This is a genomic window from Vibrio sp. 10N.286.52.C3, assembly GCF_041468865.1.
GTDB classification, from domain to species: domain Bacteria; phylum Pseudomonadota; class Gammaproteobacteria; order Enterobacterales; family Vibrionaceae; genus Vibrio; species Vibrio crassostreae_C.
In genome coordinates, this window is sequence record NZ_JBFRJM010000018.1 from 58,107 (window position 1) to 83,607 (window position 25,501).

Annotated in this window: 17 protein-coding genes; 9 read left to right on the top strand and 8 right to left on the bottom strand. The window is 39.9% G+C overall.

What is annotated here, in order from left to right; genetic code table 11:
- Together AB4138_RS07795 and AB4138_RS07800 are read left to right on the top strand one after the other, a co-directional pair.
- On the top strand, positions 1 to 435 hold a 435-nt coding region (locus tag AB4138_RS07795; protein WP_241904374.1), incomplete at its 5' end, for a LexA family transcriptional regulator.
- The gene (locus AB4138_RS07800; RefSeq protein WP_372305527.1) at positions 435 to 1,688 is read left to right on the top strand and encodes a Y-family DNA polymerase; all 1,254 of its coding nucleotides are present in this window, start codon (positions 435 to 437) and stop codon (positions 1,686 to 1,688) included. The genes AB4138_RS07795 and AB4138_RS07800, both read left to right, overlap by 1 nt.
- Before the next feature lie 342 nt (positions 1,689 to 2,030).
- On the opposite strand, the gene AB4138_RS07805 is transcribed toward AB4138_RS07800, so the two are convergent.
- The 3 genes from AB4138_RS07805 to AB4138_RS07815 all read right to left on the bottom strand — a co-directional run bounded on the left by AB4138_RS07805 (position 2,031) and on the right by AB4138_RS07815 (position 7,918).
- On the bottom strand, positions 2,031 to 4,478 hold the full coding sequence (locus tag AB4138_RS07805; RefSeq protein ID WP_372305530.1) for a molybdopterin guanine dinucleotide-containing S/N-oxide reductase: 2,448 nt from the start codon (positions 4,476 to 4,478) through the stop codon (positions 2,031 to 2,033).
- 22 nt (positions 4,479 to 4,500) lie between these two features.
- Positions 4,501 to 5,595 carry a NapC/NirT family cytochrome c gene (locus tag AB4138_RS07810; RefSeq protein ID WP_102370550.1) on the bottom strand — a complete coding sequence of 365 codons (1,095 nt, stop codon included), beginning with the start codon at positions 5,593 to 5,595 and terminating at the stop codon, positions 4,501 to 4,503.
- 313 nt (positions 5,596 to 5,908) lie between these two features.
- Entirely contained in the window at positions 5,909 to 7,918 is a 2,010-nt protein-coding gene (locus AB4138_RS07815; RefSeq protein ID WP_372305533.1) for a cellulase family glycosylhydrolase, read from the bottom strand.
- A 404-nt stretch (positions 7,919 to 8,322) separates the two neighbouring features.
- On the opposite strand from AB4138_RS07815, the gene AB4138_RS07820 reads away from it, so the two are divergent.
- Both AB4138_RS07820 and AB4138_RS07825 read left to right on the top strand, forming a co-directional pair.
- Positions 8,323 to 9,597, top strand: coding sequence for an ABC transporter substrate-binding protein (locus tag AB4138_RS07820; protein WP_102370548.1), 1,275 nt, complete (start codon positions 8,323 to 8,325; stop codon positions 9,595 to 9,597).
- 246 nt (positions 9,598 to 9,843) lie between these two features.
- Positions 9,844 to 11,481, top strand: coding sequence for a cellulase family glycosylhydrolase (locus tag AB4138_RS07825; protein ID WP_102370547.1), 1,638 nt, complete (start codon positions 9,844 to 9,846; stop codon positions 11,479 to 11,481).
- Between the two features lie 229 nt (positions 11,482 to 11,710).
- Here the strand turns inward: AB4138_RS07825 and manA are convergent, their stop codons facing one another.
- The gene (gene manA, locus AB4138_RS07830; protein WP_102370546.1) at positions 11,711 to 12,889 is read right to left on the bottom strand and encodes a mannose-6-phosphate isomerase, class I; all 1,179 of its coding nucleotides are present in this window, start codon (positions 12,887 to 12,889) and stop codon (positions 11,711 to 11,713) included.
- A gap of 296 nt (positions 12,890 to 13,185) precedes the next feature.
- Between manA and AB4138_RS07835 the strand changes: the two genes are divergently transcribed.
- From AB4138_RS07835 to AB4138_RS07855, 5 genes are all read left to right on the top strand, one after another.
- The gene (locus AB4138_RS07835) at positions 13,186 to 13,410 is read left to right on the top strand and encodes a hypothetical protein (RefSeq protein ID WP_102370545.1); all 225 of its coding nucleotides are present in this window, start codon (positions 13,186 to 13,188) and stop codon (positions 13,408 to 13,410) included.
- Between the two features lie 33 nt (positions 13,411 to 13,443).
- Positions 13,444 to 14,322, top strand: a complete 879-nt coding sequence (locus AB4138_RS07840) for a sugar phosphate isomerase/epimerase (RefSeq protein ID WP_102370544.1) — start codon at positions 13,444 to 13,446, stop codon at positions 14,320 to 14,322.
- Positions 14,323 to 14,931: 609 nt separating this feature from the next.
- Entirely contained in the window at positions 14,932 to 15,702 is a 771-nt protein-coding gene (locus AB4138_RS07845; RefSeq protein ID WP_372305537.1) for an EAL domain-containing protein, read from the top strand.
- A gap of 265 nt (positions 15,703 to 15,967) precedes the next feature.
- Positions 15,968 to 17,848 (top strand): methyl-accepting chemotaxis protein, encoded by a 1,881-nt coding sequence (locus AB4138_RS07850; protein WP_102370542.1) that lies wholly within the window; start codon positions 15,968 to 15,970, stop codon positions 17,846 to 17,848.
- 87 nt (positions 17,849 to 17,935) lie between these two features.
- Positions 17,936 to 18,520 carry a DUF2913 family protein gene (locus AB4138_RS07855; protein ID WP_082239881.1) on the top strand — a complete coding sequence of 195 codons (585 nt, stop codon included), beginning with the start codon at positions 17,936 to 17,938 and terminating at the stop codon, positions 18,518 to 18,520.
- Between the two features lie 221 nt (positions 18,521 to 18,741).
- Here AB4138_RS07855 and AB4138_RS07860 read toward each other — a convergent pair whose 3' ends face one another.
- From AB4138_RS07860 to AB4138_RS07875, 4 genes are all read right to left on the bottom strand, one after another.
- The gene (locus AB4138_RS07860) at positions 18,742 to 19,953 is read right to left on the bottom strand and encodes a glycoside hydrolase family 26 protein (protein WP_372305546.1); all 1,212 of its coding nucleotides are present in this window, start codon (positions 19,951 to 19,953) and stop codon (positions 18,742 to 18,744) included.
- A complete protein-coding gene (locus AB4138_RS07865) occupies positions 19,839 to 20,549 on the bottom strand; it encodes a hypothetical protein (protein WP_372305540.1) in 711 nt (236 codons plus the stop codon). The genes AB4138_RS07860 and AB4138_RS07865 overlap by 115 nt, the downstream gene beginning before the upstream one ends.
- A gap of 846 nt (positions 20,550 to 21,395) precedes the next feature.
- On the bottom strand, positions 21,396 to 23,030 hold the full coding sequence (locus AB4138_RS07870) for a bifunctional diguanylate cyclase/phosphodiesterase (protein WP_102370540.1): 1,635 nt from the start codon (positions 23,028 to 23,030) through the stop codon (positions 21,396 to 21,398).
- A gap of 257 nt (positions 23,031 to 23,287) precedes the next feature.
- Positions 23,288 to 25,366: a methyl-accepting chemotaxis protein gene (locus AB4138_RS07875; RefSeq protein WP_372305543.1), complete on the bottom strand. Its 2,079-nt coding sequence runs from the start codon at positions 25,364 to 25,366 to the stop codon at positions 23,288 to 23,290.
- Positions 25,367 to 25,501 lie beyond the last annotated feature (135 nt).

A 25,501-nucleotide genomic window follows, 5' to 3' on the forward strand; every position in this document is an offset into this window, starting at 1 on the left:
AGTAAATATTCTGAGATCGTTAACATGCATATTCTACCGCTTTCCCCATCCAGTATTTCTTGTTCACTCACCTCATGGGAATCACCAGCGGCTGAGTATGTTGAGCTTGGTGTTTCCCTGGATTCAGTCTTAGTCAATAACCCTAATGCCACATACCTTGCTTATGCTAATGGAGATTCCATGGAAAGAATTGGCATCTTCAACGGCGACTTATTAGTCATCGATAGAAAGCCACAAGCTCAACATTTTGATACCGTTATTGTCAGCTTAAATGGTGCATTTATGTGCAAGATCCTTGATGTGCATAACAGGCTTTTGCTGTCAGCAAATCCTCATCATTTGCCTATTGAGATCCATCCAGAAGATGCCTTTGCGATTGAAGGGGTTGTGATACGTTCTATCCGTCTACATAAACCACTGCCTGAGTTCATGTAATGTTTGCTCTTATAGATTGCAACGCTATGTATGTCGCTTGCGAACAAGTATTTCGTCCTGATTTACGACACCTACCCTGTATTGTCTTATCAAACAATGATGGTGCCGTTGTAGCTGCGAATAGGTTGGCAAAAGAAGTTGGAGTGAAAAAGTTTGAGCCCTATTACAAGCAAAAGGCACTCATTGAAAAGCGTGGTGTGAGCGTTTTTTCATCAAACTATGCTTTATATGCTGACCTGTCTGCAAAAATGATGGCAACAATTACGGCGTTCTCACCAAGGAGTCATATTTACTCAATAGATGAATGCTTTTTAGATATCAGTCGTTTTTCACATATTGAGTCAGATTTAATCTCGTTCGGTCAACGGATTCGTCAAACTGTTTGGAAAGAGTGTCGGTTGCCCGTTTGCTTTGGTGCGGGTGATACTTTAACACTATCTAAAATGGCCAACAGAGTTGCAAAAGTTGATAAAGAGTTGAATGGTGTCTGCATCATTGATTCTGAAGACAAGCGTCAACAATATTTAGCATCACAACCTGTATCTGAAGTTTGGGGAGTTGGAAGAAGATTGACACAACGTATGAAGTTAATGGGGATTGAAACGGCTCTCGATCTAGCGAATTTAAGTCCTGAACAAGCAAGATGCTCTTTCAATGTAGAAATTGAACGAACCGTTCGTGAGTTAAATGGCCATCCTTGCAAAGCTTGGGACGAATGCAGAGCGGACAAACAACAGATATTTAGCACTCGTAGCGTCGGTAACCGAATAACGTCACTTGAAGAACTAAAGCAAGCCCTCGCCTTTCACGCTGCCACAGTGGCAAGAAAAGCACGCAACCAAAAGAGCTCATGTGCTATTCTCATGGCTTTTGCCAACACATCACCTTTTGATGACATACCGCAAAACTTCAAAGACACCTACATATTTGAATTTCCAACCAACGATACAAGTAAGTTGACGAAAGCAGTGACGTTGATGGCAACAAGGTTGTTTAAGCCTGGTGTCAGCTATTACAAGATTGGCGTAGGAGCTATGAACCTAGTATCCTATCGGCAGCGTCAGCAAGACTTATTTTCGGAGCCAGATAACCCTGCGTTAATGAAAGCCATAGATAAACTGAATAACACGTTGGGTCGTGATTCGATTTTCCTAGCTGCTCAAGGAACTACGCATGATTGGGCTATGAAACGTAATTTTTTATCCCCTCAATACACGACAAAGTTAAAAGACCTACCAAGAGTGCTTTGCTAGTAAACTGTCTGAAGAGTTGAAACTAGTTTTCCTTAAGCTTTTGGATAAAAATGAACTAGTGACTTTCCTAAATTAGCACATCATGAATAACTATAAGTATGGAAAGCCCAAGACACTTAACAAAGTGTTCAATCTATCTAATGCAGATCATTTAGATTACCAATCTCATTCGGCCCCACGCTAATCAACGTCGTAAGACCACATAAATGCCCTTTATGAAGATAGTCATAAAACACACTTACGAATAATTTAGAGGCCTTTGACGCGCGCGCCAAAGGCCTCTAAATAGTCTTGTTTTAGTCTGAAAGCTATGGACGGAGAATTACTTCACTTATTCTAGAACTATCCATTTTGGGGAGGATCAAATGCCGTAAGTTCTAATACTGGCCCTGTGTATTTTTCAATCTTCACAAGCGCAGAGTTTGCAGCACAGCCATTCGCCAAACGAGAAGTCGGAATATCCAACGTAAGCACGTTACAGCCACCGTTTTTACATAAGCCGGTATCTTTATCTAAATCTGGCCAACCGCCTTCATGGATACATACAGAGCCTTGTTTTATGCCATCAGTCACTAATGCACCCACCAATACCTGTCCACGACCATTATGTGCACGAACCAAATCACCGGTTTTAATGCCTCGAGCTTTCGCATCTTCAGGGTGAATTGAAATCGGCTCACGGTCTGCAATCGCGTATTCTTCGCGGATCTTCGCGTAGTTGAACTGGCTATGCAGACGATGCGCTGCGTGTGCTGTCATCAGTTGCAGTTCGCCATTTTTAGCGTTACCTGTGTACTCTGTTGGTTCTAACCAAGTTGGGTGCGCTGGGCAATCTTCTAATTGGTAACTTTCAATGGTTCTTGAGAATACTTCGAACTTGCCACTTGGCGTACCTAATGGGTTCATGATTGGGTTCTCACGAAAATCAGCGTAACGAACGAACTGTGCATTCTTCTCGTTCCACTTCATTTCGATTAACTGGTTGTCTTCCCAAAACTTACTAAAGTTTGGCATTGCAATGCGTTGACCACGACCACCTTGTTGTGCGGTTTTGTAGAAACCGTATAACCATTCCATTTCGGTTTTGCCTTCGGTGTATACATCACGACCACCTGGAGCAAGGAGTTCTGCCATATCAGCAAACACATCAAAGTCGCTACGCGCTTCGCCTTGAGGCTCAACCACTTTCTTCATTGGCACTAGATGCTGGTTACTGTAATCACCCGTCATTGTCATATCATTACGTTCAAACGATGTAGTAATTGGCAACACAATATCCGCATGTTTAGCTGCCGCTGTCCAGTATGGTTCAGAGATAACGATCAGCTCAGGTTTTTGCCAAGCTTTGATCAAACGGTTGGTATCTTGGTGATGAGTAAAGTTAGCACCGCCCGCCCACCAAATCATTTTTATGTCAGGGAAAGTTAGGTTATGACCATTATGATGATAGCTTACTCCTGGATTTTCTAGCGCTTCAACAATGCGTGCTACAGGGAAGGCATTTAAAGAACCCGACACTGCCCAGTCGTTACCCGCAGATGAACCACCACCAATAGCCGCTGAAATAGCAGGAAGTACGCCTGCATCACGTGCAGGATTGCCACCGTTTGAATAGTGGTAAGAGAGGCCAAAACCACCACCAGGTAAACCAACTTGACCTAGCATCGTTGCTAACGTGACCAGCATCCAGTGACGCTGTTCACCATATTGCTGACGCTGTATACCCCAGCCAGACATCAGCATAGTGCGGTTCTTGCTGAAGATATCAGCCAGTAGTTCCAGCTGTTTCACTGGCACACCACAGATCTCAGACGCCCACTCAGCGGATTTTTCAACGCCGTCTTCTTTACCCATTAGGTACGCTTCGAAAACGTCATAACCTGTTGTGTATTTGCCTAAGAATTCTTTGTCGTGTTTGCCTTGTTTCACCAATGTGTGTGCGATGCCCATCATCATGGCAACGTCCGTCATTGGGTGCGGAGCGATCCACTGAGCATTATCTCCGAAAAACTCGATGGTCTCAGAACGCATTGGATCTATCGCAATCACGGTCTTACCTGATTTCTTCAACTGATGGAAGAATTCAAGCCCTGCACAGTCGCTCGAACTCCAAGCAATTTTCAAGGTATTGATTGGGTTTAGCCCCCAAAGCACCACCACATCACTGTGCTGAAGAATAACTGGGTAAGTTGTTTGTTGTTCATATACCTCAATTGATCCCACGACATGCGGCATGATGACCTGCGCAGCACCTGTCGAGTAGTCACCTAAGTGACCAGAGTAACCTCCAGCCATGCTCATGTAACGTTGTAGAAGCGTTTGCGCTTTGTGCAGAACACCACTTGAACGCCAGCCGTAAGAGCCTGCGAATACCGATTCCGCACCGTGCTCTTGACGAATACGTGAATGTTGTTGGTGAATCAATTTGTACACTTCATCCCAAGAGATACGAACAAATTCATCACCACCACGCACACCTTCAGGTGCAGATGGATTAGCCAAGTAGCCTTTACGAACCATAGGGTATTTAACACGCGCTTTTGTGTGTACTTGATCCGGGCCTGTAGTTTGAAGGCTGTTTGGAACCGTTTGTGCCAATGCATTCGTGGTCGACAACAGTTTGCCGTCTTCCACTTCACACAGCATTGGGCCCATACGGCCTGCTGTTAATACACCAGAGCCGCGTTTCTCAGAAGCCATTGCGCTCATTGGTGTCAAGGATGTGAAAGCCAGCGCACCAGTAGTGATACCGGTACCTTTCATAAATCCACGACGGGTCATATTAGGCATAATTTTATCCTTTTAATTCTCTTTAGTGACCAACAACGTCTTTCGCGTGGTTTTGGAAGTACTTAGTCAGCAGCTCAAGGTTTTGCTCTGAAATGTCTGTACGATCGCCCATACTTTTCGCAACAGGTCCCCAAGCATTCACAGTAAAATGGTTTGAAGGAATCTTCGCGTGACACGTTGCACAATAAACATTGTCCAACTCTTCTGCATAAGACCAGATTGGGTCTAGGGTATCGACAACTGGGTCCGTAATGTCACCAGTTAACGCTACTGAACGCCATTCATTACCGTAAACATCGGCTTCGTATTCACCAGTAGTCAGTGCTTCTTGACCTTTGTCGGTTAGTGTCGCAACGATTGCACGTTGACCTTCACCGAAGTAAAGCACTTGTTCTGCGCCTTTCATTTGGAAAGCATTCAGAGTTACAGTACGGTTATCGCCTTCAGCTTTAACGACTTCAAGTTCAGCTGTCGGGTTTATGTTACCAAATTCGCCCATTGCGATGTCGGTTACGGGGTAAACCACTTTCGCATCTGCTGGCGTGTTTTTCGTAAAGGCCATCAAGGTATCGAACGCTTTGCTGTCTAACTGAGCTTCAGGAGCAAAGTGCGCTACGCCTTTGTGACAGTCGATACACGTTTGGTTGTTCTCTTTACCGTAAGCGTGCATTTTCGCCGCATCACGAGATTGCTCGAACTCTTCCATGGCATCGAGTTCGTGGCAAGAACGACATGTCGCTGAGTTATTCTCACGAAATTGAGCCCATACTGTTTCAGCCATCTCTTCACGATGTGCTTCGTATTTCTCTGGTGTGTCGATCTTACCAGTGATGAATTCGTGGTAGATGTCTTTAGACGCCCTTACCTTAGTGATCACGTAGTCAATCGGATCGGAAGGGATGTGGCAATCGGCACATTCCGCTCGAATGCCTTTTGCGTTACTGAAGTGAACTGAACCTTGATATTCTTTGTGAGGTGCTTCCATTGTGTGGCAAGAAACACAGAACTCAGTACTCGATGTATAGTGCATAACAGCTGCAGTTCCCCCTAAGGTTAACCAACCAATACCTATACCAACCGCCGCTATTAGCGCGATATATCGTTTTTTAATAGACATATTTAGACATCATCTTTAATAATTAATGATAATTGTAATTATAGTAATACTTTGGAGGTATTTCTTGTTGGCCCATGCCATCAATTTTCTTTAAAGAGAATAAGCAATGTGATCACACTATTAGTTTTAGAAACTAAATTAAGAATGTACAATCATTTGCGCGTAAAAGCTGAAACTAGAACCAAGTTATGAGATTACTGATAGCTAGATCTAATTTACTCACGTGATAAATCATAGGACTCCAAAACGCCCGATGAAGTACATCGAGCGCTTTAGTTTATTAAACATCAACTCATATAAGGGTAGGTCACTTTTAATAAACAGGCTTCATTAGCTCGATGTTGTCAATATAGACTGAACCATCAAGTGGAAATTTATCTCCTACAATGTTTAAGAATAAGTCAGGGAGTTTTTTAGAAACGTCACCTAAGTCAATCTCTACTTGCTGCTTGTAGTATTCTTTTCCGTTCATGGTAACCTTTTCTAATTTATCTACGGTTGTACGATGCTTATCTGCGTCTAGTTTTACCCAACCGTCACCAAGAGCAGCGTAAGGGCGCACACCACCATTGTCTTTCTCTAAAGTTGGTAGGTATAAGTCGTAGCGAAGTTTAGTATGTTGGCCGAACTTCTTAACAGAACTATTGCGAAGTTTTAATTCTTCCCAATCGTTCTCACCTGACCAGATAATATTTAACTTCAACATTGGGCTTCCTAGTTCGTTAGATACCTCTAATGCGGGAGTCTTCCAGCTCGCTTGCCATGTACCTTCTCGCTCCCAACCTTGGAGTGAACCATTTGAAAAATCATAAGCAGTACCAACTTCATAACCTAGAATAGGGCGGTTGAATTTAACTTTGATCTTGTCTGTTTGGCGAGGGCCTTCTTTAAATGAAGCGACAGCAATTAGTGTTTTTTCACCGTAACCGATACTAGAAATATCAAGATCTGCATGATAGTAACCATCGCCATCGGTATCTAACATAGGTATAACTTTTCCAGATTCAGGAAGACGGAGGTCTATGTTTGTGACGTTGCTACTACCTTCGCTGAATACATAGCTCGAAACCGTAATTTTTTGCTCAGGAATTGTCATTCCGTCAATAGGGTATGCGATGAAAACTGCATCTTTCGTTTCGTAGTTCAATCCACGCATCTGTTTGGAATGGTTTGTTAATATCTTGTCCGTTCTCCCACCATCTTTAAGAATTCGGAAACCGTCGTAATCAGGATAAAGGTTATCAGGTTGATTCGATTCAAAACCTGTTAGGATCCAAAACATGCTGCCAGCAAGCCCTTCGTTATATGCTGTCTCAGTCCACTTGCGATAGATTAGATCTCGGTTTTGAGGTTCATTTTTACCAATCCCGTATTCTTCAAGTACCGCTGGCTTGTTTGCTGCTCTCGCTGCCGCTGCATGATCTTTGATCCATTGTGTCCCCCACTGTTCGGCGTTGTGTTTACCCCAATGTTCCGGGTATAGGTGGAATGTGCCGTAGTTGATGTTCGGCAGAGTAATAATTCGCTCCCAATCGACTCCTTCGTTACCGTTGTACGCCCAATCTTCGTGTCCCGGGCGCTTAAAAAAGCCCTCTGAACCTAGTGCAATAAGTTGGTTTGGAGCTTGAGAGCGAACATAATCACTCATTTCTTTTGTCCAAGAGTAAAGTAGCTCTCCTGATGTATCTGATTGTGCACGCGGCTCGTTACCCAGTTCCCAAGTCATGATGGCTGGTTCGTCACGATACGTAATGTCTGTGTATTGGTTAGTGTGGTTTACGATGTGTTTTACGTAATTTTTGTAAGCTTTCTTAATACGTTCGTCACGGTAAAAATCATCATGATGCGCTCCATCAAACCATTTTACATACTGAGGCATCCCGCCAAAGTCACCCCAGTTGTTTGTAAGGGCAATCACAACACGAATACCGCGTTTTTTAGCTTCTGCAATTGTAAAATCAAGGCGTTCTAGTGCGCTCTTAACTCCGCTTGGAGGAGTATAGACGCCAGGATCTGGTTGCATAGTATATTCATGGCTTATGCCTTCCATAAAGCCCCATACTCGAATTGAGTTGAGTCCCATGTCTTGAGCGTCATCAAGTACAGAAGTGATCATCGCATCTGACTTATAGTGCATGTAATAATTGTTTGTGCCAGCAAACCTGTAGGGTTGACCATCAAGTATTAGCTGGTTGCCTTTTTGAGACACAAAACTGCTAATACTTTCAGCGGGGAAGGTTGGCTTCTCTGTATTTACTACAGTTGTTGAGTGACATGCAGCAAGACCGATAAGTAATGGTAGAGAGTAGTAAATGGGTTTCATTATATTCATCCTTAAGTATTTTTCATAAAGGGCTTAGTTTTTAATCTGCCAGTAATGGTTGATACTTCGCTCTTTAATTCTTCTGTATTGTGTATTAAATCAACCTTGCAATTAATGAAAACGTTTCGATTTTGTGTTTTTGCTCATATTATTGATTCTATTGTGATTTTGTTCACAATAAGTAACGTAAATTGACCTTATTGGCGTGTTTTATTTAACTTGTTGTTTTTATTTGTATTTTTAGGTTTTATTTCGTGTCTATTATGTTCTAAGGATAAAAGATGTTGACGGCCATCACGTTGTAAAAATATGCGTATGGTTATTTTAAATTCGTAACGTTAATATTTTTGTGTTGAAACATATCAGATTCCTCAAATTGATCTGGGGATGAATGGAGAAGAATAATGAAAACGTTTGTACCTACACTTACCAAAACACTTATTGCTGGTTCAATCCTACTAGGCCTTAATGGCATGGCTAATGCTGGAGTTATGGATGGGATCAGTCCAGAGCTTGTAAAAGGTGATATAACCTTTTATACAAACCGTACAGATCTAGTAGAAGCGGGCCTATATGACCGGTATGAAAAAGAATTTAAGAAGCTATATCCGAATGTTAACGATGTAAAAGTGGTTGCTTTTGCCGATTATCAAGGTGGCTTACGCCCTCGAATGAACACTGGTGATTATGGTGATCTTGTTCTCATTCTTCCATCTGTGCCATCAGAGCAGTATGGCAATTTTTATGAGCCACTAAACGAGATTTATTCACACGAAGAAGTTTATTTCTTTGATGCGTGGGAAAATAACGGTAAGTCGTACGGTGTTTCTATGGGTAACTCTGTTGAGGGCCTTGTTTATAACAAAGACGTTCTAAAAAATGCTGGCGTTGAGGTTCCAATTAAAACTTTGTCTGGCTTCTTCGAGGCCGCAGATAAAATTAAATCCCAGGGCCAGATTCCACTATATGTAAACTTTGGCGCACAATGGCCATTACAACAATGGGATAAATTCCCTCTAGTGGTGGGTGGTACCGATACCGTTTACGAAGATATGCTTGACCAAGATAAGCCATTCTCTGGCGACACTCCCTATAACACCTCATTAAGTGTACTTAAGCGTCTTATTGATAATGGTTATACAGAAAAAGATCTTATGACTAACTCTTGGGAAGACTCTAAAGCAGCGATTGCAACGGGTGGTGCTGGTATGTACTACTTGGGTAATTGGGTTATTCCTCAAATTATCGAACGAGGTGCTGAGTCTGACAGCATTGGTTTCATGCCCATTCCATCTGACGAGTCAGGTGAGCTTAAGGCTCAGATGAACCATGATTGGGGTTATGCCGTGAGCAAACATTCAGACAACAAAGAAACAGCTAAAGCATATCTCAAGTTCTTAATTGAAGCGTCTGACTTTGATGAAGTTGCTGGGTTTATCCCAACGCTGAAATCTAAAGCGCCTGCACTAGCTCAGCTGAACGAATATATGAGTTACGAGCCTCAAGTAATCCAAACTCCAATTAACTCTTCGACTTTCATTGAAGTAACGAATCGCTCAAAGATTGATTTCTATTCAGGGGGTTACATTCAAGACATCATTACTTCTGGTGATTTTGATAAAGCACTTGAAAAGCTTGATTCACGTTGGAATCGCGCTAAAAAGCGTGTGATGAAATAGTACTTTGTTACCTAGGGTTATTTAAACCATAACCCTATTCGTTCTACTCCACTATTTATTTCTGTTGGTATCCATAGCCAAATCTACATTTGTACTTAATGACTACAGTGAGACAGCTTACTTTTTCATTTTTAATTTAAGCTCTATATAGCGGTATTTAGGCTTGGGAGAACTTCGGGGGGAGTCTCCCTATTTTTTTGCCTGAATTTCACGGCCAACAGATAAAATTCATTGCAAAGGAAACATATGAGCCTTAAAAAATATATATTACCAACCGTAATTTGTACTATGTTAGCTGGTTGTCACGAAAATGCTTCAGATGTTGTTGAGTATGTATCTCCCGGCGGTGGTGGTACATCTGTTCCATACCTGTCCTATCAAGAGAGTAATATTTACGTTAACGGTGTGAATACGGCCTGGTTAAATTACGCTCAGGATTTTGGGACCGGTCTCGATGAATCTCGAGCAATTCAATTATTTGATCAAGTTAGGAGTGTCGGTGGCAATTCTGTTCGTTGGTGGGTACACACTAACGGAACAGTAAGTCCTGTATGGTCAGCAGATAAAAACAGTGTAGCAAGCGGAGCTGAGCAAGCACTGGTTATTGCTGATATGAAAACAGCATTAGATCTTGCCGCTGAACGAGATATGTATGTCATCTTCAACTTATGGTCGTTTGATATGTTAGCTATCAAACAAGACGGTGTAACCGAAGTCGTTGATGCAAACTTTAAGCTTTTAAGTGAACCGGGAATGCAACAAAGTTATATCGATAACTTTATTTTTCCTTTACTCGAAGAGGTGGCAGGACATCCAGCCTTGCTCGCGATAGACCTATTTAATGAACCTGAAAATATGACGGAGTCATGGTTTAGAGAAAGAGAAGGTTTGGGCTCTACTTATAACGTGAGTATTGATCAAATTCACCAGACTACAGCGGTACTTAGTGCTGCAATTCACAATAAATCTGACGAATTAGGTAAACAGGTTCTTGTTACTACAGGACCTAAATCCCTTGGTATGTTTAATACTGATGGATTCGGGGGCGACAATTATTACAGTGATGAAAAAATGGAAGCCCTTGCGGGTAAAAATGCAGGGCTAGATTTTTATGCTCCCCACTACTACGATGATATGGGTAAAGAAGGCGCATGGTCTCCTTTCTATCATAAAGCGAGTTATTGGGAACTAGATAAGCCTATTGTTATTGGAGAGTTCTTTGCAGATGCAGATGCTTATAAGCCTGCCGATTTCAATTACTTTGGTGACCCATTATCAGAAGCAGAACTATGTGTGCGCCTTGGTGAAAATGAATATGCTGGTGGTTTAAGTTGGCAATGGACAAACCAATATAGTCAATCTACTTTAGACTGTGTCGCAGCAAAAGCTGGAGTTGAAATTGGCCCTGTATCTGGTATTTATGATTTTGATGATGGAATTGTCCCCACTGGTTTCGCTACAAAATCAGAAACAGGTGAGAAGCCCATTATGTCAATTAGTGAATCGGAATCGAACTCCAGTGACAAATCACTAATGATAAAAGTGAATGAAGAACACACGGGTGAGAAGAAAGCCTATGTCCAGTTTCCTGTCTCAGGGTTTGATTTCGATGTTGTTGGTACGGTAACACTTAAAGTTAAGTTAAGTGCCGACCTCTCAGCAGCCGGGTTTTCCGGTGGTAAACTCTATATCAAAGATGGAGATTGGGTTTGGAGTGAGGGGCCTTGGGTAAACATGTCAGCAGAATACTGGACTGAAGTAAAGTGGGTCATGGAGACCCCTCCGACTTCATTAAATGAATTGGGGCTTCAATTGTATGCTGGAGACGGGAGCCAGGAAACGTCTGCTGTGGCTTACATTGATGACCTGATGATTCAACCTTAGTTGAACTGCAGTTTTATTACCTTTAGAAGAGGGAGTGGCAGAAAAGTTACTCCCGTTTTTTTGTAAATAACAAGATTGATAGTCTCATAACTAAGGTTGTGTGCGTTAGTCAACGTTAATTATTGCCTTCTGTTCAAGAAGGTGAATGGTAGCGGATTAAGTAAGATTGCCAAAGCCAACTGTATAGCCTCAACTTTGGCAAATTAAAATACTTTTGACTAAGCTGTTGTCAGTAGGCGCGAGCAACGTTTCCTATATTAGTAACAACAAACGTTTTGCTAATGAAAGGTATAAATGCGGACTCGCCTTTTGTGATGGTTAGCTCTTCTCCAGTATGATGCTTAAACGTCGCACTACCATCAATTACAAACCAAATTTCTCCTCGATTTGGTGTTATTTCAGCACTATCCGCATCAGAGAATATTGAAAATGAGAAGTCTTCTACTGGAACTGGAAATTGCTGCTCTGCACCAATAAGTTTGGGTTGTGTCAAAATTTTTTCTTTTTCCAACGGCATAAATGTACATGCAGAGATAAGTTCCGGAACATCTATGTATTTAGGTGTTAACCCTCCTCTTAATACGTTGTCTGAATTTGCCATGATTTCTAAGGCCGTGCCCTTTACATAAGCGTGAGGGGTGCCTGAGTGTAAAAACATTGCTTCTCCCGGTTGTAGTAAAACAACATTAAGCAATAGCGGTGAAAGTAAACCTATGTCATCTGGATAGACTTCATTAAGATCTAGGATAAATTCTGCAAGAGAGTGGTTGCTTGTGTGTGCCCACGACAACAATTGGTTTATTGCTGTTAGTTTCGTTACTTCATCGAGAGTCATAAGCTCTTGAAATAGTATTTGTAAACTTTTGCTGTCAGGTAACTGTGTGTATTGCTGGATCAACTCTTCTATTGCATCAACCTTCACTTCTTTCAGTAAAGTAGCAATCTCGTCAAACTCTCTAAACCCGTTCATCGCAAGATAAGGTGTTAGTGCATAAACTAACTCTGGTTTGTGGTTGGGATCTTTATAGTTTCGGTTATAGGCATCAATTGCGATTCCTAAATCGTTTTCTTTTTGATAACCGATTTCCGCTTCCATTTTTGTTGGGTGTACTTGAATTGAAAGGGCTTTCTCTGCTGCCAAAACCTTGAAAAGAAAGGGTAATTCACCAAATCTTTGAGATGTATTTGTACCTATCAGGGCTTCAGCGTTGTTGTTTATAGCTTCGTGTAAGGGCGTTGCTTTTCCTTTCCACGTAATCACTGAACTAGCTTTTGGGTGTGCGCCCATCCAAATTTCAGCCATTGGTTTGTTGTCTATATTGGCGATATCAAAAAGGTGGGGAATTGAGGTTTTGCTCCCCCACGGATAGTTTTGAATGATGTTTGTTAATGGGTAAAAAAAATTCATATCTGGCTCCTATTGGTACCTAAATCGAAACGTTACGATATTTGGTGGTTATTATAGGCTAATATAAACGTTATTTTATTTGTATATCTTTTTCGATCACAAGAAGGTTTGTACAGTTTTCTGTGATGATGTCTTGTTTTTTACGTTGTTTGTCTAACTGTATAGATGATATTGATTATAAGATATCTGCCTTTAAAAAAGAAAATCGAAACGTTGCCACCTTTCCGTAACGTTTTGTTTTTTGCGTGAATTTATTAACATTAGATTTTGGTAGGGATTCAGCTCAGTGTGCAGTCATGGCAAAAGAAGGTAATGAAGTGGTCGAGAACTTCTCTGTGCTTAGTCAAGATGAGCGGTTAGAAACGTTGATACCACACTATCTTAGAGTTGGTGAACTACATGGTATTGATGGTATTGCAATAATTTCATGTGGAGCTGTAAATCTAGAGAGCTCAGTTACTCATGGGCAAAAGGCTCCCAAAGAAACATATTCTTTGGTTACAAAATCTAGCAAAGAATAATTCACTCAGTCTTAAATAAGAGGATACTAGATAATGGAGATTGGTTTATCTCAATGGTCATTTCATCGTTCTATATTAGGTAGGAGCCGTGAAGATTATGACCGCTATTTGCAAGAGTTACATTCTGATAACCCAGACACAATTTTGAGAGGAGATATGGACTCCATCTCTTTTCTTAATACCGTCAATGGTTTAGGTGTCACTACAGTAGATTTAGTTAACATCCTATTTTTTTCGAGAGCTACCGATTTAGCATGGCTTAAAGAGTATCGTAATAGGGCTGAAGAACTTGGGATCAAGTTTGGGTGCTTGATGTGTGATGAACTTGGAAACTTAGGGGCTTCATTAGCTTCAGAGAGAAATGCTTCGTTAGAAAAACATTTGATTTGGTTACAGGTCGCCTCAGAGCTAGGTTGTTCGATGTTAAGGGTCAATGCGTACGGTGACGGAACTTACCTAAACCAGATGAAGCAATGCGCACAAACCATTTCGGCTCTTGCTGACTGTGCCATAAATTACGGTATTAAAATTGTTATCGAAAACCATGGTTTTTCCTCTAACAATGGCGCTTGGCTTGCTATGTTGATTGAAGAAGTAGGCAGAGAAAATGTCGGTGTTTATTTGGACTTCGATAACTTTTTTATGGGCGGGTGGCATCATGACCCGAAGAGGCATTATGACAGAACTCAAGGAGTTATAGATCTTGCTCCTTATACATTTGGGGTGAGTGCTAAATCTTATAACTTTGACGAAAACGGAAATGAATTAACAGTTGACTTCAAAAAATATATTGAAATTCTTAGAGAGCATGACTTTGATGGTGTCGTCTCTGCCGAATATGAAGGTGATGTTCTCAGTGAGTTTGAAGGCACAAAAAAAACTATCAATTTGATTGAAAGAACTATCAGTTGAATTGCCATCCAAACTCGAAATGATAAAGTAAATCAATTAGATAGAACAAAAGTGACTTCTTGAAGATAAAAACGGCTTTCCTTGGAAAGCCGTGATTAACCAGATATAAGAGCAGTACAGGCTTTGCCAGGGCACTCCAAAACCGATCTATCCAATGTTCAATTATCAACAATTGCCCAATTGCGTATCAATATCATCGCTTGTCAGAATGAAGGGGCAATTACTGATAATTTAATCTATTACCAATATGCATACATTGTGTGAATAATATTCATTTGTCACATGGTTTTATTTTACTCAAAATGCCGTGCGCCTAATTAATTTTTATTCGTGTATTACCTTTGGTCCTCCAACGATGACATCCTGAAAGTAGGGGGCTTCAAGAGAGAATGGATTTATGTTGTATTACGAAGAAGTTTACTTCAAAAGAAACCCGATGCATAGGAAGAGTTCTCAAACAACTTCATATGGGTTAAACAAGATAGTGATAGATTGAAGTGTAACAGTTTCTAATGACTATCGATTTACAAGGATTCACTAAATTTATATTAGCAAGAAGTTTCGAAAAAGGGAGGGGATTAAATTAACTACGTGAATAATGATCAGTGTATGGACTGCCTGTTAAAAAAGCACGACATTAAAAATGCAACTGACCGAGTTAATGGACTATATGTAGCGAGCTATAATGGCTTCTATTTTGAAAGTGTATTTCAACCTATAGTATCTTTTTCAGGAAGATTATTGGGGTTTGAGGCTTTAGTCAGAATTAAAGATGTCACTACGGGAGAACGGATAAATCCTTATTGTTTTTTTAAATCTATAAAGTCTGAGATTGATATGATTAATTTTGGTACTGTTTGCTATGATATTCATGTGCGCAATTTCTCTCAATCTCCTTATCGAAACTTAAAGCTATTTATTAATATGTCTCCTTGTATGTTCTCAACGATTTATAACAATGTTGACTTTATCTTTAATTTTACTAGTAGAATAGACAAAGAGGGTCTAGCATTTGAAAAATTTGTTTTTGAAGTAACAGAGTTTGAGGGTAAGCATATTTCAGGATTAATTTCTGGCATTGAAATGTTCAGATCCTACGGTATTCGAATTGCTATCGATGACTTTGGAGTTGACTTTTCTAATGAAGAGCGAGTTAAGTCATTAGCCCCAGATTTTATTAAACTTGATAAGTCTCTTTTGGATAGTTATATATCAGATGGGAATATCTCACTTATTGATGGTATATCGTTTTCTAAGAAAGAAGGTGCAATAGTTATCGTTGAAGGGGTTGAAACCAGAGAGCAGATAGATGCTTTATCAACTTTGAATGTTGATTATACGCAAGGTTTTTATTTTGGAAGGCCTTCGGCATTAACATAATTAAAAATAAATAGGCATAAGATGATTTTTTTAACGAGCTCAGATAGAGATTATATTAAAAATAAGGTTATTAATCCATTTTCAGGTTTTTTAATTGAACGATAACTTTAATGGTCATTTTTCTGAGGTTAAGTAATAAAATGTTTGATCGTCACATTCCGGAGTATCTCAAGGAAAGCCGATATTTGGAAAAGTGTGGTTCGCCTTTAGGAACTAGGTACGATCATGTTTTGTCCTTTTAGATATATAAGTGTAATTGGTGTGTATGAATGAGTTTAAAGTAAGAATTTTAGGAACAATCGGTGCAATTATTGCATTTATCGTTATTACGCTGATAGCGATTGGTTTTATGTCCTTTAAGGAAGAAAGCATAGAACTTCATAGGCAAGTGTTACAAGAAAAAAACGCAACAATTGATGAAAATCTATCCCAAAAGATAGAGGGATATCGAAGTGTTCTTTCTGGCGTAAAAGTCAGTAAATCTGATATGTCGACCAATGGCCTTTCCGACAAAGCTATTACCCAACTTGAGATGTTGTATCGGACACAAATCCAATTTATTGAAGGTGCTTACCTCATCAATATTGATGGTAGCATTTATAATGTTAAAGGTGAGAAACAAGACTTCAACGTTCGGGACTTAGGCCGCTCTTATTACAAGGCGGTGTTCAACGAAGGCAAAGTGTTCTTCTTTTCTGCTCCATTTGTGTCTGCGGTGACTAATCGAGAAGTTGTAGCAATGGCATATAAGATTGATGGCGATGTTGCTGTGATCACCACGGTTAATCTAGACTCTCTACTGGAATCTATCGCAGAACGAGAAGATATTTTCCTATACACAGAAGATGGTACCATTTTAGTCGCGCCATACCCTGAGCTACGAGGTAAAAATATTTACCAAGAGCGTCCCCTTTACAAGGGATTTAATACTAGTAATCGAGAGTTAAACTATAGCGCTTCTGTCAATGGTGATGACATTGCGTTCTCCGCTTTTTGGACTCAACTGGAGATTACAGGCTGGCAATTTGTCAGCTTTATTAAAGATGCCACAATAGAAAAAGGTGCTGACAATCAACTTGTTATTTCTATCATAGTGGGTGTTGTAAGTCTGTTGGTGGCTTTGGTCATATTGTTGGTAACAGTTAATAGGCTAGTACTAAAACCTGTCGGAGGTACTCCGAATGAGATAGCTGGTTTGATGGAGTTGATGGCTAAAGGCGACTTTACGCAGCGCGTTGAATCAACGGGAAGTGAAACTGGTATCTATCAGTCACTTATCAAGCTGTCGAACCAACTGTCAAAACTAATTAAAAACTCGCATGGCATTTCTGAAAATGTATCCTCCGCATCGGAAGAGCTGAACATGATCATGAACGATACAAAATCCAATGCTCAGGAAGAACTTTCCCAAGTGGAACAGATTTCTACTGCTATTAATGAACTATCTTCTACCTCTCAGGAGGTCAGCCAACAAGCTGTAGCAGCTGAAGAAGAGGCTAGAAAAGCCAAAGAAAATGTGGAACTTGGCAAGAAAACGCTTGAAGAAAATATTTTATTAACAGGGTCCATTGAAGCGTCGGTGAATGAAAGTGCTCATATAGTAGATGAACTTCGCCGGTATGCGATTGAAATAGGTTCGGTGACGGAGGTGATTAATTCCATTTCAGAACAAACCAACTTACTTGCGCTAAATGCAGCGATTGAAGCTGCAAGGGCTAGTGAACATGGTCGTGGCTTCGCTGTGGTGGCGGATGAAGTAAGAAGTCTGGCTTCCAAAACTCAGGAATCGACTGTTAGTATTCAAGAAATCATCGAAAAGCTGCAAAAGCAATCAGAGCGGGCTCAATGTAATATGGCTCAAAATGTCGAGCTTATTGAACAATCGGTTCAACTCGCAGACAACGTAAAGGCTTCCTTTGAAGGTATATCCACGTCAGTGGAGTCTATCTCTGATATCAACACCATGGTTGCGACTGCCGCACAAGAACAATTTAGTGTAACGGAAGATATCTCAAAGAACACTACGCTCGCATTCGACCTTGTGCAGCAAAATGTATCGGGTATTGATGAAACGCTTCAGGCATCGTCTGAGCTGGCTAGGCTCGCAGAGACACAAAAGAGTGAACTGGATTTCTTCAAAATCTAGTTGAGCTGATTATCGAGAAATGTGCGCATCAGATGGGCATTCCGATGCGCACATCTTCATATTTGACCCAATAAAAAAAAGATAGTGATGTCGAATTACAAATATGAGCAGCTTCTATCCATCACGATAGATAACGCATTGTTACATCTTTGGATCTCAGTAGCGACCACTGAGCAATATGTTTCTAGAGAAGCCCGCTCCCAAATCTTGGTGAAATGGTTTAAACCAAAAATAAAGCAAGCGAAGTATAAACTGATTAAGAAAGACCTAAGGTCGATTGTACTGACTGGTAGAGCGAATGCTAATCTGCTTGAAAAACGACTCTGCGAACTTCGAGAGTTATCCCTAAATAATAGGAAAAAAGTCAACGATATGCATAAGCTTCATTACCTACTTGAACACTTAAATGAAGATTATGGCATTAAAGCCGATTTGACTGAAGGTGTTGTAGAGTATCAACCGAATACCTTATATGTGTCTAAAAAAAATTTGGAAGATTGTTTCTCTGAAGGCAAGTGCCAAGTGAAGCCTATTTTGATGATCTTATCAGGTATCAATATTTTCACTCTGACAAGCTATATTCAAAAATTCGGCTTTCACAAAGTCGAAGAGGGCAATATATCACATTGTGGACTGATGTCTGTTTATCTATATCCAGTTAAGGCGTGTTGATTTTTCGTAATTGTTTTTTGAAAAACATGACAAAGGGTTATGATTTCTTTCATAAAAACAATATTAATAACTGATGGGAACTGTTGCTACAAGTTATGAAGAGAACTGGCTGTATTTCTAATTTAAACTTTATCTGGCCAAGTATGAATGTTTTCGTTCATACTTGACCTAGTGATTGCAAGCTTTGTGCGTATTACGACTATTTGTTTAAGTGATAGTAATCATTGATTGTCGTTACTCATGGTTAGACTACGTAGATTATTTCTGAATATAGTGTCGGAGTCGTCGCTGAAATCTTTGAAATCTCTATACACATGTTTTAGACATTCTGTTTTTCTGTCATCCGCAACACATAGACTCATGTAATTAAGATAGTCTGATATCAACGGGAAGTACACTAAAGAACTAGCACTTTCGTTAAACTGTGCATGCATCCATGTTTGCATATAGGCAATTTTTTGGGCTTTATTAGCTGGATCATGTTTAATTGCTTCAAGTACGATGCCGTTCCAAAAATTTGGGTGGTTGGTTCGATAATCGTTTCCAGATCTGTCACCAATTTCAGTGATTGCAGGGACTTTACTTTTCAAAATCGAGAAGTCTACAAGTTGGCCAATTTGATTGCGATAATCATTAAGATCTGTCTGATCGTATAAGTCCATGCCTATAATGTCTACATAGCTGGTACCATCGGCTTCATCGGTCGGGTAGTATTTAGTTGCATCACCAAAGTCGCGTCCAACTCCAACATCGGGAGACCATGCAAATAGCGCGTTATTGGTGTTCTTTTTTATATAGTTCACAGTATATTTGTATAGTTTTGTATACATGGTTTGGTGGTTGTAATTTGGAGCAAGCTCTGCTGATGAACCCCACCAAAACCAGTCACCATTCATTTCATGGTATAGACGAAGGACTATAGGAGTACCACCTGATATTATCTCTCCTTCATAAGAGTTACCGTTGTTAATTATGTCGATGATCTCTTCCCAAGTTTTAAGGAAACTGTAGAGGGCATTTTTGCCACGGTCTTTGTACTTCTCAGAATTACCTTGCTTCCAGTTGGGATCGAGCAGATCAATATCTTGAACAATATGGGAAAGATAGTTTTTATTTCCCGCCGTTAGTTTCTCACTACCGCCCGCCCAGACTTGAGGTACTACACCTCCTTTATGGTGAAAATCCATAGTGATTATTGCGCCGTTTTTATAATCCACCTTGGCTGCTCGAATATGATCCATCCGTTCTTTTTTTCCACGGTACAACATATAGTTAGGATCTGTTCCATGTACTGCGCCGAATTTATTAATGATTGTTTTTAGGTCTGATGACTCCGTATCACTGTTAGAGCCAGAAAGACCTTCGTGAGAGTATGAAAGTGGGAATTCAGCACCAAATAAAAATTTGTCACAAACACTAATGGAAGATAAAATCTCAAGTATTTTTTTGCTTCAGAGGAGACACCTTCGTCTGAGGCAGTAACTTTTCCGCCTAGTGTGGAACAATTTGAGACCTCTTCGTATGCAGGTATTCCATGGCAGCTCTGCTCATTTTCCCACCCCCACTTGTTAGAATCTACAGATGTGCTGCATGCTGGTGAGGAATACTCTATGGCTATAGAATAGATAGTTGGAGCACCGTATGAGCCAGTTTGGTCTGAGCCAATTCTAAGTGTATTCACTCCTGAATTTAGAATTACAGATGCCTGATATTTTTTTTGGTTGTTAAAACTACCGCCATTATTCAAAAGTAATGTAGTTGGGTTTTCACTATTAACGGCAAGAGTTATAGCCGTAATATCACTTGATGAATAGTTGATATCTAAATTTTGTTCACCATAGTGTGGAGACCAGAGTACAAATTCAATGTAACCCTCATCTTCGGATTTGAGTTTTACGTAATCACCATTTTGCGAAATACTAACACCTGAATATTGATTAGCTTTAGATGCCTTAATCATGATGGGGTCGTGTTGTGCGTGTATACTAAATGACGCTAGCAACCCAATCATTAAAATAAGTCTATTCATAGTTTTTATGACCTTTGTAGAGTGAGATAAATGCCTGGGGTTGGAAGCGCTAACCTCTTAAGGCTGTTTATAGATGAAAGATAAATAGCTTTTTCCAGGACGCTTTCCTACCCGTGGTTGCTATTTTAATTATTTTCTCGAATAATTAGTCAATTATTAATCATTAAATCGAATCTATTCACAATATCCATTTTAATTAATGATAACGTTACGATATTTGCTCCGATTTTTGTTTTTATTGTGATCTGAGCTACCAATTTTGGATATTACTTTAGTGAGTAAAATGGCTTTCTTACTTAATTAGATTTAGAGAAAGAATATCATTTGTCCCCAACTCAATAAGGTTGTTCAATGTTCTATTATCGCGTAAGTTCATTGTAATTTCTTAAGCTTAATCGTCTTCCTAGCAACGGTGTAACTTGATATACCTACACTTATAATCTAAGGCATAGTATGAAAGAGGGTTGTCGGGATGTAGAGGTTCTATTTTCAGAGCTTGATAATGGTGCTCTGACTCGGACTGGGGTTAGCTTAGTGTCTTTGTGTTGACTTGTTGTAAGTAATAAGCGATCATTTTCTATTACTTAATAGTAGTATTGATCTGCACCGCGTACTCTTGGTTATCTAAGACGAATGAACTTTGAAAAATGCTAATGAGAAACTGACTCTAACCGCTAGACCGCTAGACCGCTAGACCGCTTTATGGTTGTGTTCAAAGAATCACTCTCTGAATATGTGGTCCTGACAACTATATAATTACTTATTGGATCTAAGGTTCCTGTTTAGTTCGTATAATTTAGGAAATAAAACTGGTGTACTTTACCATATAACTTCCCTTGCTTCATTCTATGGCGAGCTTTTCAACCATTTTTTAGGAGAGCATGGTCGGTACAGGTAGTATCCCTGAATATATGTTACGCCGACCTTAGTTAGTGTCTTAAACATTTCCGACGTCTCTACACCCTCCGCAACAAGTGTGATGTTGTATGTATCCGCAAATTCGCATAGGTGTGTAATGAGTCTTAAACAGGCATCACATTGCATCGCTTCATGAACTAATGCTCTATCTAGTTTGACTTGATACAATGGAAGCTGAAATAAGCTGGTAATCGAACTCTTCCCAGCACCAAAATCATCGATTGACAACTTAAAACCATGCGCATGGAGTAAATTGAGAGTCGTCGTGATAGTCGATTCCTCATCTAACAAGTACGACTCAGTGACTTCTAGTACAATACGACTCGGTGAAACACCGAATTGAGCTACAATATCACATACATCATCCACGAAACTCCTTTTGAGTAGTTGATGTGCAGAGACGTTCACATTTACTAAGGGCTTGGTTTGATGAACTGCATCAAACATAACCAGATATTGACAAGTATGTTCAAGGATCAGCATCCCTAAAGTGTGGATATGCCCTAATTGCTCTGCGATTGGAATAAACTCTGCAGGTGATATATTGCCTAACTCAGGATGCTCCCATCTAGCCAAAGCTTCGAAACTTATTAGCACCCCAGTAATAGCTTGAACAATTGGTTGCAATGCAATCGTAATCTGACGTATATCAATAGCTGCTTCTAAGGCGTCTTGAATTAAAAAGTATCTATCAATATTATGTCGCAATTCTCCTGTGTAGGTCACCGGTGATCTTACCACTCGGGCGTACTCAGAGATATTAAAAACTTGTTCTAAAGGACGTGTTAAGTTTAGGTCACAAACTGGAATCGCCCCGAGACCAAGCTTGGGGGTAAGCGTAGAGTTGCAATTACAAGCTTGATGAAATGTGGATTCAATTTGATTCTGTAATGAGATAGACGTTTCCGCATCAATATTTTGCTTTATCGTGGCTACAAACACATCCGCGCTGATTTGATACAGTTCGTATCCCATATTTAAAACCTCGTCCAGCGTTGATACTAATGTCGAAGAAAGGATCGCTATTGCTTCATACACAACACGGCGTTGAAATTGTTGTAATTGAGTTAAGCAACACACCAAAATCCAACTTTTCTCATTTAGACTTGGAATATTTTCTAGGAATTGGTGTCGGTTGGGCAAGCCAGTTTCACAGTCATGAATAGCTATATGTTTGAGATATTGGTTCAAGAACATATCTTCAGACACGTTTTTATGTGAACCCACCATTGCAAATCCGTCTTGATACTCCACCCTTGTACTTGTTGATTCAATCCAAAGGTAGCAGCCAGATAGGTTTCTTACTCGATATTTCCTGGTCACATGTATATAAGGTAGTTTTTGTTGATGGCTATTTACTTCATGCCTTAATTTCTCTCGGTCTTCAGGGTGCACAAGTGCTAACCAATGTTCTAAGGTTGAACCTTCCGTTGAGAGAGAAAACTGCTGGTAGAATGAGTTATTGTAGAACTGAATTGCATTGTCGTCATTCATAAACCACAACCCTTCGCCCCCGGTTTCGAAGAGGCTGAGCATAAATTTTGGTAAAATTTGCTTGTTCATTTTATTTCCCTGTATTGGGGGGCACGCTAACATGTTATTATGACAACTACTCAAATTATCCAAGGCGAGTATTACTTCTATCAATAAGCATTTGATTGATGGTACATATTTGTAAACTAGGACTGTTTATTTTCCCAATGAACACACGATAGTTCTTTAGTACCTTGTAATTACAGGTTTCTAAACACTACTGAATTATATGTGACTGCTAATGATACTTTAAATAGTTACACAGAATTACCTCTAAGGTGCAGCCTTTAACTTTCAGTTGACAGTTGAAAAGCTCCTACATAACTCTCGAGGTTTTCAACGTTATTTTCGAGTTGTTTCGTCATATCCATGGTAGCAGCGGCTTGGGTATCTAACTTAAATGAATCATCTCTAAGATCGGTAATTCTCATACTAATATCACTAGAGACTGTAGCTTGCTCACTTATAGCGTTAGATATGATGGTCGTCATCTCAAGCACACGGTCGAATTCTTGTTGCAACAGGTCGAAAGACTGAGAGCCTTTGAGCACAACTTCAGCTGCGTCACCACCTTCTGACTTTAGAATATTCATTCTTTCGGTTGCAGCAGAGGTTTTAGAAAACAGCGATTCAATTTGTTTTTGTATCAACATGGTCGAGTCTTGTGTCCTTGTTGCCAGGTGCCTAACTTCGTCAGCTACAACGGCAAAGCCTCTACCTTGTTCACCAGCTCTAGCTGCTTCGATTGCTGCGTTTAGAGCTAGTAAATTGGTTTGTTCTGAAATATCCCGAATTACGTTTGATATACTGCCAATTTGCTCTGCTTCAGCATTTAAAGTTTCAATTTGAGTACAGGTATACCCAAGTTGTTCTGTAAGTCTTACCATCATTTGACGTGCTGTAGCCACCTGTTGAGCGCTATCCTCAGACATTTTGTGTGCGCTATTTACTGAGTCAGAGGCTTTTTCTACTAAAGATGATACTTGTTCATTGGTATTGGCCATCTCAGTGGTAGCTACAGAAATGCTGTCAGTCAACTCTTTCTGGCGTTCAGATAGAGTTTGTGAAGAGTGCATTGCACTCGCAACTAAATTTGTAGTGTGAGCGATTGAGGTGGATTGTGATTCAACTCCAGTTAAGGCTGTGTCAAAACTGTTCATTAGATCATTAAATGATGTCGATAACAAAGAAAGTTCGTTATTCCCGTTGTGCGTCAACCTAAAGCTCATGTCTTTTGTACTCGTCAGCTGAGTAAAACATGCGACTAGATTGTTCATAGGGTTAGTAATGCTTTTAGCTACTAAATAAGAGAATAGACCGATGAATGCGGCTGTAATTGAAAAAAGTGTTATAGAGATTTGAAATAGTCGTTCGGCCTCTTCAATTAGTACGTTTTTTCTAGTGGCTAACTCTTTAAGAAGTCCATTTTCAATATACTTGTGAGCTTCTGACGTTTTATTTTCAATGAGACCCCAACTGCTGGCTATGGAAGGAGCTATTGACAATTTAGACGTGCCTATGTATTTGTAAGCATCAAATACGTTCCAATAAACTTCATTTAACGTTTCCCATAAGCCAGAGTTGATGAACAATCGTTGATAGTTCTGTTCTGAAGCTTCACTTGCATATCGTAAGTACATTTCTCGATAGATCGCTTCTCTTTCTCGATAGAGCATAAGTTGTCCGAACTGATAGCTGTCGAAGGGTTTTGACAATGCGGAAGAAATGTTTGAATGAAGTTCTTCACTAGCACTTGATGCTAACAACAAATTGAAATAAGCATTGGCAATACTACCCAACTCTTGCTCTTCCATAGATGTTTGTACAACTTTACTTAATGTATTAAGTAAGAACATTCTAGTGCGGTTGATATCTACGGCGGTCCAGATAGTCTGACCATCAAACCTATCTTTGTATTCATCTGAGCTCGATTTTTTGTTATCCGCGACTTCTCTAATCAAATTCAACTGACGGAGCTTTTTCTTTACCATATCTAGTTCTTCTTTAGACCAAGTGGTGGATAGAGGCTCTTGGTTAGATTTTATAAACAAGAGTAGATCACGCTCCCGACTTTGAGAATAATCTCGATGTTTAAGCATCAGGCTTTTAGTTTGTCTTAGGTTTTCCGCATCTTTATCGTCAGTATAAAGATAATCAAATATAGATCGTTGCTCCTCCTTAAGTGCAAACAAGAGGGGTGAAAGTTGTTGTACATATTGAATAGCGACATCTAATCTCTCCATTTTTTGTTCTTGCCTAAATGAATTACTTACGTAATCAACAGAAAAGAAAAGAACTACAATTAAAGGAACGATTGTTAATATAAATATACGTTGACTAATTCGCATATTATTGAGGATTTTCATGAGCTAGTCTCTACAAAAACAGGAAAATCGTAACGTTACGATTTATGGTTAAAATATTAATGTAATCTTACTTTAACAATTTTGTGTGTATCCGCAATATATAAATTGCCAAAATCGGTGTTTTTCAAGGTAGTT